The sequence below is a fragment of the Ensifer sp. 2TAB8 genome, assembly GCF_052115125.1.
Taxonomy (GTDB): Bacteria; Pseudomonadota; Alphaproteobacteria; order Rhizobiales; family Rhizobiaceae; genus Ensifer.
The window spans coordinates 111,136-128,870 of the sequence record NZ_JBFRGB010000006.1; the positions used below are offsets into that span (position 1 = coordinate 111,136).

The following is a 17,735-nucleotide window of genomic DNA, read 5'->3' on the forward strand; positions in this document are numbered from 1 at the left end:
TCCAAGCGGAAAAAACGTCGTGGGTTCAGCCGCTTGTCGTTCAGGCGCTTTCGACGGTCAGGTTTCGGCCGTGCGTGGAAACGACACGCACCCGGGTGCCTGCCGGCAAGTCCGGCCCCTCGATGATCCAGAACGTATCGTCGAGCCGGATGCGACCGCGCCCCTCGGTGATGGGTTTATCAAGCACGGCGGTGCGGCCGACGAGGCTTTCCGCTCTCCGGTTCAGCAACGGCTCGTCGGACGTTTCGGACGAGGAGAGAACAAGGCGGCGGCCAAGAACGACCGCTACCACGGCGAAGAGGGCGAAGAGGACGAACTGGACTTGCCACGTCCAGAAGCCGATCTCCCAGAGCAGAAGCGAGAGAATTCCGACAACGAGCGCGGCGACGCCGATCCAGATCAGGAACACGCCAGGCGCGACGAGCTCGGCTGCCAGAAGCACGAAGCCCAGAACCCACCAGCTCCAGGGCCCGAGTTCTTGAATGGCGCGTTCGATCATCGCCTACTTCCCCTGCGAAGGATCGGCCGGGAAGGCGGGCGTGGTGCGCGGCGTAGATTGGCGCGGGCGGGTCGCGGGCGCTGTCTGGCTGTCGCCGAAGACTTCCTTGGCGATGGCGCCGATGCCGCCGAGCGAGCCGATCAGCGCGGAGGCTTCCATCGGCATCAGCACGATCTTCTGGTTGTTGGCGGTTCCGATCGAGGCGAGCGCCTCGGTGTATTTTTGCGCGACGAAGTAGTTGATCGCCTGAACATCGCCCGACGCAATGGCGTCCGAAACCATCTTCGTCGCCTTTGCCTCGGCTTCCGCCAGACGTTCGCGCGCCTCGGCGTCGCGGAATGCGGCTTCGCGCTGGCCCTCGGCCTGCAGGATCGCCGACTGCTTGGCGCCCTCGGCGCGCAGGATCTGGGCATTTCTCGCGCCCTCGGCTTCCAGCACCTGGGCGCGTTTCTCGCGTTCGGCCTTCATCTGCCTTGCCATGGCGTCGACCAGATCCTTCGGCGGCGCGATGTCCTTGATCTCGACGCGGGTGATCTTGATGCCCCAGGGACTGGCGGCCTCGTCGACGACATGCAGCAACCGGTCGTTGATCGTGTCGCGGTTGGAGAGCAGTTCGTCGAGATCCATCGAACCCATGACCGAGCGGATATTGGTCATCGTCAGGTTGAGGATGGCGTTTTCGAGATGGGCAACCTGGTAGGCTGCCTGCGCCGCGTTCAGGATCTGGTAGAAGGCGACGGCATCGGCCGAGACGCTGGCATTGTCCTTGGTGATGACTTCCTGCGTCGGAACGTCGAGGACCTGCTCCATCACGTTCATCTTGGCACCGATCCGATCGATGAAGGGAACGATCAGGTTGAGGCCGGGTTCCAGCGTTTTCGTGTAACGGCCGAAGCGTTCGATTGTATAGCGGTAGCCTTGGGGCACGGTCTTGATCCCCATGAAGAGGACCAGGATGATAAGCACCACGAAGCCAATGACGACGATATCCATTCCGCCCAAGACATACCCCCTAAAATTGCAATCTCGGCTTGTGGCTGCAGTCTAGCTTATTCCGTTTCCATTCGGAATCGGTTTTCCGCGGATTGCGCGTAAATTCAAAATGTTAGAAAGACGCACTCGCCGGTGGGCAAGAGCGCAGCTCCTTCATCCTGAAGTGGTGATCAGCGTGCAGTTATCAAGTGGGATGGCGGGAGGCTTAAAGCCAGCCGGCAAGCTCCCGGCGCACGACGTGTTCGAGCACGGCCATGCCTTCGGCGCTGTCGTTCAGACAGGGGATATGGGTGAACTTCTCACCGCCGTTGTGATGGAAGCTCTCGGCGGCCTGTTCGGCGATCTCTTCCAGCGTTTCCAGACAGTCGGAAACGAAGCCGGGATTGAGGACAGCAATGCGCTTGACGCCATCCTGGGCGAGCTTTTCGACGGTCTTGTCGGTGTAGGGCTGCAGCCATTCTTCGGGCCCGAAGCGCGACTGGAAGGTGACCTGCAGCTTTTCCTTGGACCAGCCGAGCTTTTCGCGCAGCAGCCGCGCGGTCTTCTGGCACTGGCAGTAATAGGGGTCGCCCTTGTCGAAGTAGCTCTTCGGGATGCCGTGGAAGGAGGTGAGCACCACTTCCGGTTCCCAGTCGAGTGTCGCCAGGTGGCGCTCGATCGAGGTCGCCAGCGCATCGATATAGACGGGGTCGTCGTGGTAGGGCGGGACGGTGCGCAGCGCCGGCTGCCAGCGCATTTTCAGGAGCGCTTCGAAAGCCTTGTCGTTCACGGTGGCCGTGGTGGCTGCGGCATATTGCGGATAGAGCGGGAAGACGAGAATGCGTTCGCAACCGGCCTTCTGCAGCGCGTCCATGCGCGAAGCGATCGAAGGCTGACCGTAGCGCATGCCCCAGTCGACGATCACATCAGGACGATCGGCAAAGGTCTTGGCCATCAGCTCCGCCTGGTTGCGGGTGTAGGTCCGCAGATAACTTTCGTTCAGATCCTTGTTCCAGATCGTTTCATAGGCCTTGCCGACCTTGCCCGGACGGGTGTTGAGCACGATGCCGAACAGGATCGGGTACCAGAACAGCCGCGACCATTCGATCACCCGCCGGTCGGTCAGGAACTCCTTCAGGTAGCGGCGCATCGAGGTGTAGTCGGTACCGTCGGGCGTACCGAGGTTGACCAAAAGGACGCCGACCTTTCCGGATTTGACGGAGGGATGGTTGGCAGGGGCGGTCATGGCAAGTTGCTCGGTCATCTTGATCCTCGTCGGGCCCCCGCATTGGGGCACCGCTTCCGTTTGGAGCCTTCGGTTTCCAGTCCTTCTAAAAAGAAAAGCCGGCGCGGGGAAGCCCGCGCCGGCCCTAAAAGTAGAGGCAAATTGTCTTACTTTGCCGGGATCTCCAGTTCCTTGCCGACATGCAGCGCGCGCGGCGCCGGCTTGCCGTTGGCCTCGGAGATCTTCTTCCAGAGCGCGCCTTCACCGTAGAACGACTTGGCGAGGTCCCACAGCGTGTCGCCCTTGGCGATCACGTGCTTCTGCGGACCGCTTGCGGCCGGTGCTGCTGCCTCGCCGGAGGTCGCGGCCGGCTGGGTTGCCGAGGTGTCGGTGCCGGTCGCCGGCTTTGCTTCCGTTGCCGGTTCCGCCGTTGCCGCACCTGCGGCCGCAGCGACCTCGGTGATGCGGCCATCGGTGTAGGGCTTGAACGGCTGGTGAGCGGCGAGATAGTCGGCGAGCACGGTTTCCAGGCCCGGACCGTAGTCGTACGCGTTTTCACCCTTCTCCTTGAAGACGTCGTAACCGTCGCCGCCATTGCGCATGTAGTTGTTGGTGACGAGCGAATAGGTCTTGGCCGGGTCGAGCGGGACGTAGGTCTCGCCTTCCTTCACCTCGACCGAGACGACGCGGCTTCCGATCGGCTTCGACTTGTCGAAGGAGAACTTCATGCCGGCGACCTGCGGGAAGCGGCCGCCGCCTTCTTCGAGCTTGCTGAGGCCGTTTTCGAGCGCCTCACGAATGCCGTCGCCCTTGATCTGGAAGGTTGCCACCGTGTTCTGGAACGGCAGCACGGTGATCGCCTCGCCCATCGAGACGTCGCCGGCATCGATAGACGCACGCAGGCCGCCGCCGTTGGTGATGGCGATGGTCACGCCCTGGCCCTTGACGCGATCGAGCATGGCGTCGGTGAGCAGGCTGCCCATCTCGCATTCCTTCGTGCGGCAATTCTCACGCGAGCCGTCGATCGGCGCTTCCGTCTTGGCGATGATCTTCGAGCGCAGCTCTTCGATCGGTTTGCCGAGTTCGGCGACGCGCGCCAGCACGGCCTCATCCGGCTTCACCGAGCTGTCCACCAGGATCGGGTCGCCCTTGGCTGCCTTGACCACGCCCTTGTCGTCGAAGGTCACGACGAGATCGCCGAGATACTTGGTGTAGGACGCGGCCTGAACGACGGGCACCTTGTAGCCGCCGGGGTTGTCGACCATCGTCGGATAGGGGCCTTCAGCCTTCGGATCGGTGTTAGAGAGCAGGCTGTGCGAGTGGCCGCCGACGACGATGTCGACGTCGGGGATCTTGGCGATCGCCGCCAGATCACGCGGATAGCCGACATGGGTCAGCGCGATGATCTTGTCGACGCCCTGCTTTTTCAGCTCTTCGACGGCGGCGGTGGTGGTGGCCACGTCGTCGCCGATCAGGATGTCCGGGCCGGGCGAGGAGAGTTCCGGCGTGTCGTTGGCGACGGCGCCGACGATGCCGATCTTCTGGCCGCCAACCTCGAGCACGATCGACGGCTTGATGCGGTCGCCGATCTTCGACTTGTGGCTCGGCAGCACGTTGGCGGTGACGACCGGGAAGGTGATCTTGTCGAGGAAGCCGGCCAGGCCGTCTTCGCTTTCGTCGAATTCGTGGTTACCCACGGTCATTGCGTCGAACTTCATCAGGTTCAGGAACTCGGCTTCGGCCAGGCCCTTATAGGTGGTGAAGAACAGGGAGCCCTGGAAGTTGTCACCGGCGTTGAGCAGCAGCACGTTCTTGCCGGAAAGGTCCTGGCGCTTCTGGTCGATCAGGGCTTTCAGGCGGGCGACGCCGCCGAAGCATTCGTTCTTGCCTTCCTCTTCCGCCGAGCAGGTCGAGTCGAACTTGTTGATCGACTCGATGCGGGAATGGAGGTCGTTGATGTGCAGGATGTTCAGCTCATAATCGGCGAAGGCTGCGCCCGAGGAGAGGGCAAGGATGGACGCGGTCATCAGGCCGGTCCGGATGTGTCTGATCATGATGTTCTCCTGTTTTGAGAGCGCTGCCCGGATTGGTCGAAGCACTCTGTCTCCCGTTGCACGCAAGCGAACACAAAACCGCGCGGCACTTTTGCTGCAATTGCTCCAGTGTCAGCCAACCGTATCCGGAGCCGTCAAGTTGGATCCGTTCCCCACGGTGGGCGTGGCTTTGCCGGGCGGATGTTTTCATCACTTGAAGGCGACTTCAAGCGCTAAACCATCCTTGGGTTGTCGGATTTGCAACTAGGTTAAGCCGCGGGCGCAAATGAAAAAAAGCCCCCGATCGGGGGCTTTGATACTTGCCTGTTTGCTGTTTTAGCCGCGCCGTGCCAGCGAGAACTGCGCGCCGGCATCGGTGGTGCAATTGAGCTGGTTCTGGGTGACCAGGGCGCAATTGACCTTGGACTGAGTGTTGCGCACGAGCGAGGTCATATTGATCTCGACGAGCGTGGGGCTCATCTTGGTGTAGTTGCCCGAAGCAAGCAGCTGGTTGGTATCGGTCGTGCGGGTCGAGAAGGTTCCGCCCGCGAAGGTCGAGACGATACCGTTCGGATCCACCCAGGAGCCTTCGACGCCGGTCGCCTGGCTCGACGGCCCGCCCTCATCGATAATCCGGGGCGACGACTGGCAGGACGCCAAGGCCGCGGCGGTTGCGATTAGGGTCAGAACTGCGAATGGCTTCATAGGCGATTTCCCCCGCATTGGGCCGAGCGGACTGTTTCATTCCGGCATGACCATGCCGCGATCATGAGTTGAAAGCAAGAGTGGCAGGGGGCGGCAGTCGCCTTTTCCCGCAGAGATGAAAAGGCCCGGGACACGCTCGCGCCCCGGGCCGGATGACGTGTTACGTCAAAAGCTTAGCGAACAAGGATGTTCTTGAACTGCCAGGGATCCTTGGTGTCGATGTCTTCCGGGAACAGGCCCGGACGACCGTCGAGCGGGGTCCAGTCGGTGTAGTGGCCTTCAACCGGGCCGAGGTACTGGAGCTGCACTTCAAGGCACCGCTTGTAGTCCATCTCGTCAGCTTCGACGATGCCGGCCTTCGGGTTCTCGAGAGCCCAGACCATGCCGGCCAGGACTGCGGAGGTTACCTGCAGGCCGGTGGCGTTCTGGTAGGGAGCGATGCGGCGGGTTTCTTCCAGCGACAGGCGGGAACCGAACCAGTAGGCGTTCTTGTCGTGGCCGTAGAGCAGCACACCGAGTTCGTCGACGCCGTCGACCAGTTCCTTTTCGTCGAGGACGTGGTGCACCGGCTGGGCGTTGCCGCCGTTGCCGAACATCTCGTGCAGCGACAGAACGGCGTCGTTGGCCGGATGGTAGGCGTAGTGGCAGGTCGGGCGGTAGGTGACTTCGCCGTCCTTGTCGCGAACCGTGAAGAAGTCAGCGATCGAGATCGCCTCGTTGTGGGTCACGAGGAAGCCATACTGCGGGCCGGGGGTCGGGCACCAGGAGCGCACGCGGGTGTTGGCGCCCGGCTGCTCCAGGTAGATCGCCGCCTTGCAGCCCTTCTTGTGCTTCTTGGCGTTCTTCGGCATCCAGTTTTCATGGGTGCCCCAGCCGAGTTCGGCCGGCTGCAGACCTTCCGAGATGAAACCTTCGACCGACCAGGTGTTCCAGAAGGTGTTGAAGGGCTTCGGGTTCTTGGTGCGCTGGGTGTCGCGCTCGGCGATGTGCACGCCCTTGACGCCGACCTTCTTCATCAGCTTGGCCCAGCCTTCGCGGTCGTCCTGGTGCGGCTCTTCGTACTTCACGCCAAGGTCGTTGGCGAGGTTCAGGAGGCCCTGCTTGACGAACCAGGAGACCATGCCCGGGTTGGCGCCGCAGGTGGAAACCGCGGTCGTGCCGCCCGGGTTCTTTTCCTTTTCCTTGCGGACGGTTTCGCGCAGCGCATAGTTGGTGCGCTCGGAATTGTCCATTTCGGCGTCGAAGTAGAAACCGAGCCACGGCTCGACGACCGTGTCGACGTAGAGCACGTCGAGCTTGCGGCACATCTTCATCAAGTCGAGCGAGCCGGTGTCGACCGACAGGTTGACGCAGAAGCCCTGGCCTTCGCCCTCAGTCAGCAGCGGCTTCAGCAGTTCCTTGTAGTTGTCCTTCGTCACATGAGCGCGAACGTGACGTACGCCATGCCGCTCGAAAATCTCGTTATCGGCGGCGTCCTCACGGGGTTCGACCACGATCAACCGGTTCTTGTCGTATTTGAAGTGGCGCTCGATCAGCGGCAGGGTGCCGCGACCGATCGAACCGAAACCGATCATGACGATCGGACCGGTGATCTCGCCGTAAACCGGATAGGTGGTATCTGCCATTTTTGTCTTTCTCCTGAGAAAACTTTCCCTGTGACGTTGGGTGACTAAGCATGAGGAGCGGCTGGCGCCGCTGTTCTGGCTCGATGAATGTGCCGAAGCGGCCGTGGTGCCGAATGCGGCACGCGGGCGCTGTAGAGCATAGATTGCTGTCACAATAAAGAGCCGGCGGGTCAACCGCCATTTGAGAGTGTGCTTAACCGACAATCGAAAGCAGCCGTGATGGCCCTACGCTTCGACAAAGGGCACTTCTTTTCGACCAGATTGTACCCTAGCTGGTCGTCCGGCTCGATCCAGCGTTAAGGATCAGGCCGGAAAGGCCGATGGTGACGGGTGTGGAGAAGCCGTCATGGGGCGAGCGTTTCGTGCAGATCGGGCGATCCAAGGGGGATTTAACCATATCCCCATCGTTTCGCTCGCGTAAACGCTTGTCACATGCGCTTCGTGCTATAGCTTCGTTTGAAGCATCCGCTTCGCGCCATGATTGATATTGTCCGACCCGGAGGCGTGACAGACCGTGACCGGTAGTCATCTCAAGGCTCTTGCGGCCTTACAGAGCAAAACACCCGTACTGATCGCGCTTTATGATCAGCATGATCGACTGCGATTTGCCAACCCGGCATTCCGCACGGCATACCATCTCGGCCCGGACGAGAGCCCGACCTGGGCGGAGATCATGCGCCGCAACTACGCCGCCGGGCAAGGCACGGTCCTGAAGACCGACGATGTCAACGCCTGGATAGCCTCGACGACGCATCGGCGCGGCAAGGTGCCTTTTCGCGCCATGGAAACCGACCTGCATGACGGCCGCTGGCTATGGATGACGGAGACGGTGGATTCGGACGGCTGGATGCTGTGCATCGCCGTCGATGTCACCACCATCCACGCCGGCGAGCGCGAGCTTCGGCAGGATCGCGACTTTGCGCTTCGAGCCGCCCAGGTGGACGAGCTGACGAGCGTGCCCAACCGTCGCTACACGATGGGGCGGTTGACCGAGTTCATCGCCAACTGCGCCGAGAACCCGCATATGTGGGGCTGCGTCGCGATCATCGACATCGATTATTTCAAGGCGATCAACGACCGCCACGGACACCAGCGCGGCGACGAGGTGCTGCTTGATTTCGCCCGCCAGATGCAGGAATTCGTGCGCCGCTCGGATTGCTTCGGTCGTATCGGCGGTGAGGAATTCATGCTCATCCTGCCCGATACCACCATCAGCGAGGGCAACCGTATTCTTGACCGGCTACTTGAAAGGGTCAGAAGCTCCCGGCCGCTCGAGAACATTCCGGAATTCTTCTACACCTGTTCGGTAGGGCTTGCGGAATATCGCGATGGGGATTCGGTCAGCGATCTCTATGCGCGCGCCGACCAGGCGCTTTATCTCGCCAAGCGCGACGGCCGGGATCGGGTGAGACGCTATACCCTGCCGGGTTCAGATCACGAGGCCCACCCGGATCAGACCGCGTAGCGAATTGCCGACATAGAGCGTTCCGCCTGTGAGATCTGCCGGCGAAAGCCGCGTGACGCGGGCGCGCCGTTGGCAGATGAGCTCGGTGCGGAGCACGCCGGCGAGCAGCCCGCAGGCAATCGGCGGCGTCTTCAGGATGCCGCTGCCGTCATCGAGGAAGACCGAGGTGATCGTGCCCTCGCAGACTTCGCCCTTTTCGTTGAGCAGAAGAACCTCGTCGGCCTCGCTGGCTTTGAACTCGCCGCGGGCCGTTTCATAGGTCGCCCGGCGGCTGGTCTTGTAGCGCAGCAGCGGATCGCGGGAGTTGAGCCGTGTGGCGGCTATCCGCACCTGCCAGATCGTATCGTCCGGCAATGGCACGAACGGTGCGGTCCTCACCTCGATGCGCCCGTCGGGAAAAAGCTCGAGCCGCACGCGGCGCGCGGCCGCGCCGTCGCCGCCTTCCACCGCGGCCAGCAGGGCCGCTTCTGCACCTTCGGCTCCTGGAATACCCAGTCGACGTGCCGATCGCTTCAGCCTCGCCAGATGCAGGCGCATGCGAAGAAAGCCGGTTTCGCCCTCAAAGCGCAGCGTCTCGATCAGCGAGAAGCCCGTCATCGCACGATCTCGCCGTCGCCCGGCGCGACCTCGTCGTCGCCCGGCGCGATATGATCGTCGCCAACGGCAAAGCGAGCCTTGAGCAGGCATTCCTCGTATTCGGATTGGGCGTTGCTGTCGAAGACAATGCCGCCGCCGACATTGAACACGGCTTCGCCGCTCGCAAAAAGCGAAATGGTGCGGATGGCGACGCTGAAGCGCATGACCCCGTTCGGCGCGATGAAGCCGATGGCGCCGCAATAGGCGTCGCGCGGTCCGTCCTCCAGATCGTGCAGGATTTCCATGGCCCGCATCTTCGGCGCGCCGGTGATCGAGCCGCAGGGAAAGAGAGCCGCGAAGATGTCGCTGAGGCCGATCTCCGGCAAGAGTTTCGCCCGGACGTGGCTCACCATCTGGTGCACGGTCGGGTAGGTCTCGATCTCGAAGAGTTTGGGGACGTTGAGCGTGCCGACCTCGGTGATGCGCGAGATGTCGTTGCGCAGCAGATCGACGATCATCCGGTTTTCGGCCTGGGTCTTTTCATCGGCGCGCATCGCCGCGATGATCTCGGCATCCTCTGCCGCCGATGCGCCGCGTTTGGCCGTACCCTTCATCGGGTGCGTTTCGATCCAGCCATCCGCATCGACGCGGAAGAAGAGTTCCGGCGACCGCGACAGGAGGACCGGCCCGTCGAGGGCAACGAGCGCCCCGTATTTTACCGGCTGGCGCTCGATCAGCGACCAGAAGGCAGCACGCGGATCGCCGGACCAGCGGGCACGGATCGGCATCGTCAGGTTGGCCTGGTAGCAATCGCCCTTCCGCAGGTGCTGGTGCAGACGATCGAAGCGCTCGCGGTATGTTTCGAAGTTCCAGTCGGCGCGCGGCTCACTGAGGAGAGGTTCGTTTTCGGTCCGGCGTTGCGGCTCGGCCAAAGGATGATCTTCCAAAGGCGCATCGAAGATGCCGAAGGACATGAGAGGCGTCTCGCGGCCTTCCTCGGCGAAACCCGAAAGTTTCTCTTCGAAGAGGTGCCCAGCCTCATAGGACATGAAGCCGGCGATCCATTTGCCGGACTCGTGGGCCCGCTCGAGCTCGGCAAGGCCGCGGACGAATTCGGACTTCGTGCGCGCGGTGACGACACGCAAGGGCTCAGCGAAGACCGTCGTGCGGTTTTCGCTGTCGTCCCGGAACAGCACATAGGGTGCGGTGTTGCTCATAAAGTCGTCTTGTCGATCGCTCCGCGATCCGGACCTCTGCCCGGATCAGGCCTTATCAAGCGCTTCGAGTTCGTCGATGAGCCCTTCGATCATCGACAGTCCCTGTGCCCAGAACGACGGATCGGTGGCATCGAGGCCGAAGGGGGCGAGCAACTCGGAGTGGTGCTTGGTGCCGCCAGCCTTCAACAATTCGAAGTACTTATCCTGGAAGCCTTTTTCGGCGTTCTGGTACACGGCGTAGAGCGAGTTCACCAGGCAGTCGCCGAACGCATAGGCGTAGACGTAGAAGGGCGAGTGGATGAAGTGCGGGATATAGGCCCAATAGGTCTCGTAGCCCTCGGAAATCCGGATCGCCGGACCAAGGCTTTCGCTCTGCACCGATAGCCACAGCTTGCCGATGTCGTCGGCCGTTAGTTCGCCTTCCTTGCGGGCGGTGTGAACCTTGCGCTCGAACTCGTAGAACGCGATCTGGCGCACGACCGTGTTGATCATGTCCTCGACCTTTTGCGACAGCATGGCCTTGCGTTCGCGCTTGTCCTTCGTCCGGTCGAGCAGCGCACGGAAGGTCAGCATTTCGCCGAAGACGGATGCGGTCTCGGCGAGCGTCAACGGGGTCGACGCCATCAGCGCGCCCTGTCCGCCAGCCAGCACCTGGTGCACGCCGTGGCCGAGTTCGTGTGCGAGCGTCATCACGTCRCGCGGCTTGCCCATGTAGTTGACGAGCACATAGGGGTGCGCCGACGGAACCGTCGGATGGGCAAAGGCGCCCGGTGCCTTGCCCGGGCGCACGGGTGCGTCGATCCAGCTTTCGTCGAAGAAGCGGCGGGCGATCGCGGCCATTTCCGGCGCGAAGGCATTATAGGCGGAGAGCACGGTGTCCCTGGCTTCGTTCCACGAGATCAGCGCGTTCGGCGTTTCCGGCAACGGCGCATTGCGATCCCAGAAATCCATCTCCTGCATGCCGAGCCACTTCGCCTTCATCGTGTAGTAGCGATGCGACAGGCGCGGATAGGCGGATTTGACGGCTTCTGCAAGCGCATCGACGACTTCGCGCTCGACGCGGTTCGCCAGATGGCGGCTGTCGGCGATGTCCTGAAACCCACGCCAGCGGTCGGAGATTTCCTTGTCCTTGGCAAGCGTGTTGGTGATCAGCGTGAAGGTGCGGATATTGGCCTTGAAGGTTTCGGCAAGCGCCATCGCCGCCTTCTTGCGAACCTCGGTCGCCGGATCCTGCAACAGGTTCAGGGTGACTTCGAGCGGCAGGGATTCACCGTCGACGTTGAAGGTGAGGCTCGCCATCGTCTCGTCGAACAGCCGATTGAAGGCCGCGGCGCCGGTCATCGATTTTTCCAGGAAAAGCTGCTCCAGCTTGTCGTCGAGCTGGTAGGGCTTGTCCATGCGCAGGTCGGTCAGCCAGGGCTTGTAGTGCGCGGCAAGCGGATCGTTTTCCAGCGCCTTGTCGAGGATCGCGTCATCGATGCGATTGAGTTCCAGCGAGAAGAACAGGAGATGCGCCGACATGTCGGTGAGCTTCGACTGCACGTCGCCGTAGAGCTTGCCGTTTTCAGGCTTGGACGTGTCCGAGAAGTAGGTGAGGCCGGCATAGGAGGCGATGCGGCCCATGACGTCTTCGAGCGCTTCGAATTCCCGGACGGCGGCGCCGATGCCAGCGTCACCGGTCTTCGTCGCGGCCTCGGCCAGCTTGCCCTTCCACTTGGTCTCGAAGGCGATCGAGTCGGTCTCGGCCTTCTTCAGGTCGTTGCGAAAAGCATCCGATGTGGCGGACGGATAGAGATCCTCAAGCCGCCAGGACGGCAGGTCACCGAGATCCGCGGTGGCGCCATGGGACTGCCCGGCGGCAGCACGGACGACGGATTGCTCGGGAGCGAAGGGGCGGAAGGTCATCGTCGGATTTCTCTCGTTCGTGACAGGAAGAGGGCAAGCGATATGGGTCCCATTGCTATCGCCGGCAATGGATAAAATGCAAGCATTTCTCAAAACATGATGTTCAGCCCTTTATGGCACAGATGCCTGACGTGATTTGGCACATGAGGTTGGCCAAAAAGTACCGCGTGTCCAGAGCAGGAGGCTTCCGTGACATCACATATTCTGGTCATCGATGACGATCCGGTGCAGCGCCGGTTGCTGACGAACATGATCGAGCGTCTCGGCCATGTGGCGCATCTCGCCGACAACGGCCGCAGCGGCCTGGAGCTCTTGGAGCGCAAGGGCGGCATGATCAATGTCATCCTGCTCGACCTGTTGATGCCGGAGATGAACGGCCACGGCTTCCTCGACGCGCTCGCCGAGCGCGGCGTCGATACGCCTGTCATCGTGCAGACCGGCCAGGGTGGGATCGAGACCGTCGTTCACGCGATGCAGGCGGGTGCGTTCGACTTCCTGGTGAAGCCGGTTTCTCCGGAGCGGCTATCGGTTGCCATCGGCAATGCGCTGAAAATGGCGAGCCGCGATGGCAAGGTCAAAACCTCGCGCCGTCCGCGCGGCGGCGCCGTCGGCTTCGAAGATATCGTTTCGGCAAGTCCGGCGATGATCCGTGTGATCGACCTGGCGCGCCGTGCCGCCCAGTCCAACATCCCGATCGTGCTCGAAGGCGAGTCCGGCGTCGGCAAGGAAATGGTGGCCCGCGCCATCCAGTCGGCGAGCGATCGGGTCGGCAAGCCCTTCGTCACCGTCAACTGTGGCGCGATCCCGCACAATCTGGTCGAGAGCATTCTCTTCGGTCACGAAAAGGGCGCCTTTACCGGCGCGACGGAAAAACACAGCGGCAAGTTCGTCGATGCGGACGGCGGCACCCTGTTCCTCGACGAGATCGGCGACCTGCCGCTCGAAGTCCAGGTCAAACTTCTGCGTGCGGTGCAGCAGGGCGAGATCGAGACGATCGGCGCGCGCCATCCGCAGAAGGTCAATGTCCGGCTGATCTCCGCCACCAACAAGGATCTGATCAACGAAGTGCGCGAAGGGCGGTTCCGTGAAGACCTCTACTACCGCCTCAACGTCTTCCCGATCACCATTCCGGCGCTGCGCCGGCGCAAGGAAGACATTCCCGTTCTGGTGCGTTCCTTCGTCGAGCGCTTCGCCGCCGAGCAACGCCTGCATGCACCGCTTGCCATATCGAGCGGCGCCCTGGCGCTGCTGACCGCCTATGACTGGCCGGGCAATATCCGGCAGCTGGAAAACGCGATCTTCCGGGCCGTGGTGCTTGCCGAAGGCAACGAACTGACGGTGAAGGACTTCCCGCAGATCGCCACCCAGATCCCGGGTTACGTGGTTTCCGACCGCTCGGGTTTCTCCTGGGGCGAAGCCGGTCCGGAGCGGGAAAACGCGCCGGCGGAGCACGTGCCGAACGTCTATCCGGACTTTGCAAGTGCGGCGAAATCGATGGAAGGCGATGCCGGACACGACCCGCGCATGGAGAACGCGATTGCCAGCGTCGACGAGGGCGGGGACGTGCGCAAGCTTGCCGAAGTGGAAGAGGAACTGATTCGTTTTGCACTGAAGTTCTACCGCGGACAGATGAGCCAGGTGGCTCGCAAGCTCGGCATCGGCCGGTCTACGCTCTACCGCAAGCTGAAGGATTATGGCATCGATCCCGAGAACCCGTTGAGGGAGGCGGCATAAAATCGACGCATTCACGATTCATTAGCCCTGCTATTCCGTCACCGCCGTTTAGACCTTGTTAGTGAAGTGTTCACTATATTATAAGGGGCGGTGACGACTGTGGCATATTTGCCATGCTGTCACCTTATTTGACAGTCATCTGAGACAGCGAAGTACGGTTGTCCGTCGGACGGGGATTGAATGCCAAATTTGTTCGGTTTTAAGAAGCCGCTCGGCTCCTTAGCGAGAGTCTGCGCGGCGTTTACCCGTAAGGTTCCGCAGGTTCTTACATCCGTTGCGATTGCGGCTACCCTCGTGACGCCGGGCTTTGCACCTCCCGTAGAGGCCGCTGGCCAGACCCGGACACTGAAGCTCTATTTCATTCATACCCAGGAAAAAGCGCAGATAACCTTCAAGCGCAACGGCCGCTACGACCCCAAGGGCCTGCAGGAGATCAACCGCTTCCTGCGCGACTGGCGTCGCAACGAACCGACCAAGATGGATCCGCGCCTGCTCGATCTCGTCTGGGAAGTCTACCAGAAGAGCGGTTCGCGCGATTACATCCACGTCGTCTCGGCCTATCGTTCGCCTGCAACCAACGGCATGCTGCGCTCGCGCTCGAAGGGCGTTGCCAAGAAGAGCCAGCACATGCTCGGCAAGGCGATGGACTTCTATCTTCCCGATGTGAAGCTGAAGACCGTGCGTGAGATCGGCATGAAATTCCAGGTGGGTGGCGTCGGCTTCTATCCGACTTCCGGCTCGCCTTTCGTTCACATGGACGTCGGCGGTGTCCGCGCCTGGCCGCGCATGTCGCGCGCCGAACTCGCGCGTCTCTTCCCTGACGGCAAGACCATGCACCTGCCTTCCGACGGCAAACCGTTGCCCGGCTATGAGCAGGCGGTCGCTGACTACAAGCGTCGCGTTGGTGCCTCGGCGATCGAAGTCGCCGGCGGCGGCGCGACAGGTTCGGGCGACACGGCAAGCGGCAAGCGTCGCGGCAACCTGTTCGCCATGCTCTTTGGCGGCGGTGGCGACGAGGATGAAGAACCCTCGGCGATTGCGGCAGGTCCGGGCGCCGACGACGAAGGCGGCGCTGCGCCGGCTGCGGTCCAGACGGCCTCCGCTCCGGCTGCGCAGCAGGCGCTGCCCGGTGTCGCCGGCTCCGTTGCCGCCGAACCGGCGGTTGCTGCCGAACAGAACATCAATGCGCCGGTCCCGGCCGTCCGCCCTGCCTTCAAGGATGCGCCTGCCGATGGCGGCGTAGCCGTTGCACTGGTGGCGCCGCAGAAGAACGCGGCCCAGGACGCGCTTGCCGCTGCCCTGCCGCAGACCTCGGAAATGCCGAGCGAATTCGCCGATCTCGGCTCGATGAAGGTGCCGGTGCCGCAGATGCTTGACCGTCGCGACATGAACACGCTTGTCGCTTCGGCCGATCCTTCCGCGGATGTGCAGGCGCTTGGCTTCGTGCCAGTTCCGGCGGTACGGCCCGCGGGTGACGTGGCCCTTGCCGCCGTTGCCGATGCGCAGGTCGTGGTTCCGTCCTTCGCGGAACGTCCGGTTGTTGCGTCCGCAGAGCCGCCGCGTGACGTTGCCGCCGAAGCGTCGACCCGTGTCGCGCTTGCCGCTCCGACGCCCGCCCAGCGCCAGCCGTTATCGCAGCAGCCGATCGAAATGGCGGCCTATGCGCCGCAATCGAACACGAATGCCCGCGCGGCAGTCTTCGACAATGCCTTCGACACGCAGGCCGAAGCGCCGGCAAAGGGTGGCCGCCCGAAGAAGAACGACGCCGATGCCGCGACCCGTTCGTCGGTGCGTACCGAACCGAAGCTGACCCAGAAGATCATTTCCGAATGGGCGCTGACGACAGGGCGTGTGGCCACGCTTTCCAAGCCGGTCAAGGCGCCGCGCTTCGTCAGCAAGTCGCTCCGCGCCGCACCGACCACGGTCTACGCCGCTGGCTTCTCCAGCAGCGCCGGCACTGTGGACACGGCCCGGTTCAGCGGCACTGCAGTCAACTTCATGGAAGTGAAGAAGTTCAGCACGAACTGAGCTTCGGCCTCCGAGCAGACACGAAAAAGCCCGCCGGTCCGGCGGGCTTTTTGATTCTGCACCGTGCTTTCGAGTGCTGCCGCTTCTGGACAGGATCGAGGCGCAGTGCGTTCCGCATTGCACCCGGACGAAGGCCGCCTGTCGGCGGCCTGCAAGTAGCGGCTTATTCTTCGTCGGCCGCCGGCACCATGCCGAGCGCCTGGAGGTAGGTGTCGAGGATCGCTTCCTGTTCCATGCGCTCGTCGTGGTCCTGCTTGCGGATCGAAATGACCTTGCGCAGGATCTTGGCGTCGAAGCCCGTGGACTTGGCTTCGCCGTAGACGTCCTTGATGTCGTCCGCGATGGTCTTCTTTTCTTCTTCCAGGCGTTCGATCCGCTCGATGAAAGCACGAAGCTGATCGCGTGCGACGCCGTGAGCATCCGACATGGTCTTCTCCTTGATACGGGGAATTGAATTTCTTGGGTGCCGTGACGTGCCGCGAACGGCCGCCAAGGTCAAGGGTCATTGCGCAACAACGCGGTCATTTCCGTGGCAAGCGCCGGCGAAATGATCTTATTCCTTCGGCCGGTTGACCTCGAAAGCGGCCTTCTGCTCGGTGGTTGCTTCCCTTTGGTTGCGCTCGCGCCATTCCTCGTAGGGCATGCCGTAGATGATCTCGCGCGATTCCTCCTTGGCGAGAGGAACGCCAGCCTGTTCGGCCGCTTCGCGGTACCAGTTGGAAAGGCAATTGCGACAGAAGCCGGCAAGGTTCATCAGGTCGATGTTCTGGACATCGGAGCGTTCGCGCAGATGGGCGACGAGACGGCGAAAGGCGGCCGCTTCGAAGGCGGTCTGCTGGTCCCGGGTCAGTTCGGTCATGGACGTCGATCCTCTTCAGATGCTACGCGCCAACGGCGGAAATATCTCAATAGCCGCCGGTGCGGGAGGCGTGGCGCTCGTAGCGATGCAACTCAGGCATGGCGTTGAGACCCGCAAGGATTGGCGCCAGCCGCTCGGCCCAGGCGGCAACTCCCGCCTCGTCGGCAATCAGGTCCTGGCGCACCTCGATCAGGGCGTGGGGGATCCCCGGCACCATGCAATGCCGGAACATGGTATCCCCGCGCAGTGCACCGTCATAGGGCTCGTTGTTGCCGACGACGATGTCGCCCGATGCCTCGAGCATCTCGATCAGCGGCAGGACGGCGCGCGGATCGTTGTCCCAAAGGACGGCGGCGTGCCACGGACGGGCGGCACCCTTCCAGGCCGGTGTGTAGGAGTGGATCGAAATAACCAGCGGTGCTGCGCCGTGCGCCTCGGCGCTTCGACCGATCGTCTCGGAAACAGCGCGATGATAGGGACGGTGGAAGCGGTTCAGCCGGTTCTCCCATTCCTCCTGGCTGATCGGGTGGTTGCCGGGGATGATCGCACCGTCGGAGATTTTCATGATCAGCGTCGGATCGTCTTCTGCGCGATTGGGATCGATCAACAGCCGGGAGAAGCAACCAAGCACGGCCGGCGCATCGAGCATTCGGGAAAGCTGCCGCACCAGTGCCTCGACGCCGATGTCATAGGCGATGTGCCGCTCGAATGCCGCGGCGGGCAGGCCGAGACTGCCGTATTCCGCCGGCAGCCGGTTCATCGCGTGGTCGGCAAGCAAAACGATCCCGGTTGTAGGCTTGGCTTCGATAATCTCATAGGGAGAATAGTGTTGCATTCCGGTCCAGTCTCTTGTCTAGCCTCGACTTCGCTGATCGCACGCGCGCGCGTCAAT

15 protein-coding genes are annotated in these 17,735 nt (G+C 62.3%); 3 read left to right on the plus strand and 12 right to left on the minus strand.

Going from position 1 to position 17,735, the window contains the following annotated elements:
• Window positions 1-40: 40 nt before the first annotated feature.
• The 6 genes from AB4Z53_RS12860 to AB4Z53_RS12885 form a co-directional block, all read right to left on the minus strand.
• Window positions 41-499, minus strand: a complete 459-nt coding sequence (locus AB4Z53_RS12860; protein ID WP_113541198.1) for an NfeD family protein — start codon at window positions 497-499, stop codon at window positions 41-43.
• 3 nt (window positions 500-502) lie between these two features.
• Complete coding sequence (locus AB4Z53_RS12865; RefSeq protein ID WP_113541199.1) at window positions 503-1,501, minus strand: SPFH domain-containing protein; 999 nt, start codon at window positions 1,499-1,501, stop codon at window positions 503-505.
• Between the two features lie 196 nt (window positions 1,502-1,697).
• The gene (gene hemH / locus AB4Z53_RS12870) at window positions 1,698-2,717 is read right to left on the minus strand and encodes a ferrochelatase (protein ID WP_441596326.1); all 1,020 of its coding nucleotides are present in this window, start codon (window positions 2,715-2,717) and stop codon (window positions 1,698-1,700) included.
• A 146-nt stretch (window positions 2,718-2,863) separates the two neighbouring features.
• The gene (locus AB4Z53_RS12875; RefSeq protein WP_291160734.1) at window positions 2,864-4,750 is read right to left on the minus strand and encodes a 5'-nucleotidase C-terminal domain-containing protein; all 1,887 of its coding nucleotides are present in this window, start codon (window positions 4,748-4,750) and stop codon (window positions 2,864-2,866) included.
• A gap of 315 nt (window positions 4,751-5,065) precedes the next feature.
• Complete coding sequence (gene omp10 / locus AB4Z53_RS12880; protein WP_113540850.1) at window positions 5,066-5,434, minus strand: outer membrane lipoprotein Omp10; 369 nt, start codon at window positions 5,432-5,434, stop codon at window positions 5,066-5,068.
• A 173-nt stretch (window positions 5,435-5,607) separates the two neighbouring features.
• Complete coding sequence (locus tag AB4Z53_RS12885; protein ID WP_113540851.1) at window positions 5,608-7,059, minus strand: homospermidine synthase; 1,452 nt, start codon at window positions 7,057-7,059, stop codon at window positions 5,608-5,610.
• Window positions 7,060-7,573: 514 nt separating this feature from the next.
• Between AB4Z53_RS12885 and AB4Z53_RS12890 the strand changes: the two genes are divergently transcribed.
• The gene (locus tag AB4Z53_RS12890; RefSeq protein ID WP_223725562.1) at window positions 7,574-8,524 is read left to right on the plus strand and encodes a GGDEF domain-containing protein; all 951 of its coding nucleotides are present in this window, start codon (window positions 7,574-7,576) and stop codon (window positions 8,522-8,524) included.
• On the opposite strand, the gene AB4Z53_RS12895 is transcribed toward AB4Z53_RS12890, so the two are convergent.
• The 3 genes from AB4Z53_RS12895 to AB4Z53_RS12905 are packed head-to-tail and all read right to left on the minus strand — an operon-like array spanning window position 8,489 to window position 12,222.
• Window positions 8,489-9,121, minus strand: coding sequence for an aminotransferase class IV family protein (locus AB4Z53_RS12895; RefSeq protein ID WP_223725561.1), 633 nt, complete (start codon window positions 9,119-9,121; stop codon window positions 8,489-8,491). The two genes, AB4Z53_RS12890 and AB4Z53_RS12895, sit on opposite strands and share 36 nt — an antisense overlap.
• A complete protein-coding gene (locus AB4Z53_RS12900) occupies window positions 9,118-10,317 on the minus strand; it encodes an aminodeoxychorismate synthase component I (protein WP_441596214.1) in 1,200 nt (399 codons plus the stop codon). The genes AB4Z53_RS12895 and AB4Z53_RS12900 overlap by 4 nt, the downstream gene beginning before the upstream one ends.
• 45 nt (window positions 10,318-10,362) lie before the next feature.
• Window positions 10,363-12,222, minus strand: a complete 1,860-nt coding sequence (locus AB4Z53_RS12905; RefSeq protein ID WP_441596215.1) for a M3 family oligoendopeptidase — start codon at window positions 12,220-12,222, stop codon at window positions 10,363-10,365.
• A gap of 189 nt (window positions 12,223-12,411) precedes the next feature.
• Between AB4Z53_RS12905 and AB4Z53_RS12910 the strand changes: the two genes are divergently transcribed.
• Complete coding sequence (locus tag AB4Z53_RS12910) at window positions 12,412-13,956, plus strand: sigma-54-dependent transcriptional regulator (protein ID WP_113540856.1); 1,545 nt, start codon at window positions 12,412-12,414, stop codon at window positions 13,954-13,956.
• Window positions 13,957-14,136: 180 nt separating this feature from the next.
• Window positions 14,137-15,984, plus strand: coding sequence for a DUF882 domain-containing protein (locus AB4Z53_RS12915; RefSeq protein WP_441596218.1), 1,848 nt, complete (start codon window positions 14,137-14,139; stop codon window positions 15,982-15,984).
• Window positions 15,985-16,147: 163 nt separating this feature from the next.
• Here AB4Z53_RS12915 and AB4Z53_RS12920 read toward each other — a convergent pair whose 3' ends face one another.
• From AB4Z53_RS12920 to AB4Z53_RS12930, 3 genes are all read right to left on the minus strand, one after another.
• A complete protein-coding gene (locus tag AB4Z53_RS12920; protein WP_034806111.1) occupies window positions 16,148-16,411 on the minus strand; it encodes a DUF2312 domain-containing protein in 264 nt (87 codons plus the stop codon).
• A gap of 126 nt (window positions 16,412-16,537) precedes the next feature.
• On the minus strand, window positions 16,538-16,843 hold the full coding sequence (locus AB4Z53_RS12925) for a DUF1244 domain-containing protein (protein ID WP_223725557.1): 306 nt from the start codon (window positions 16,841-16,843) through the stop codon (window positions 16,538-16,540).
• A 46-nt stretch (window positions 16,844-16,889) separates the two neighbouring features.
• A complete protein-coding gene (locus tag AB4Z53_RS12930) occupies window positions 16,890-17,678 on the minus strand; it encodes an N-formylglutamate amidohydrolase (RefSeq protein WP_441596220.1) in 789 nt (262 codons plus the stop codon).
• Between the last annotated feature and the right edge of the window lie 57 nt (window positions 17,679-17,735).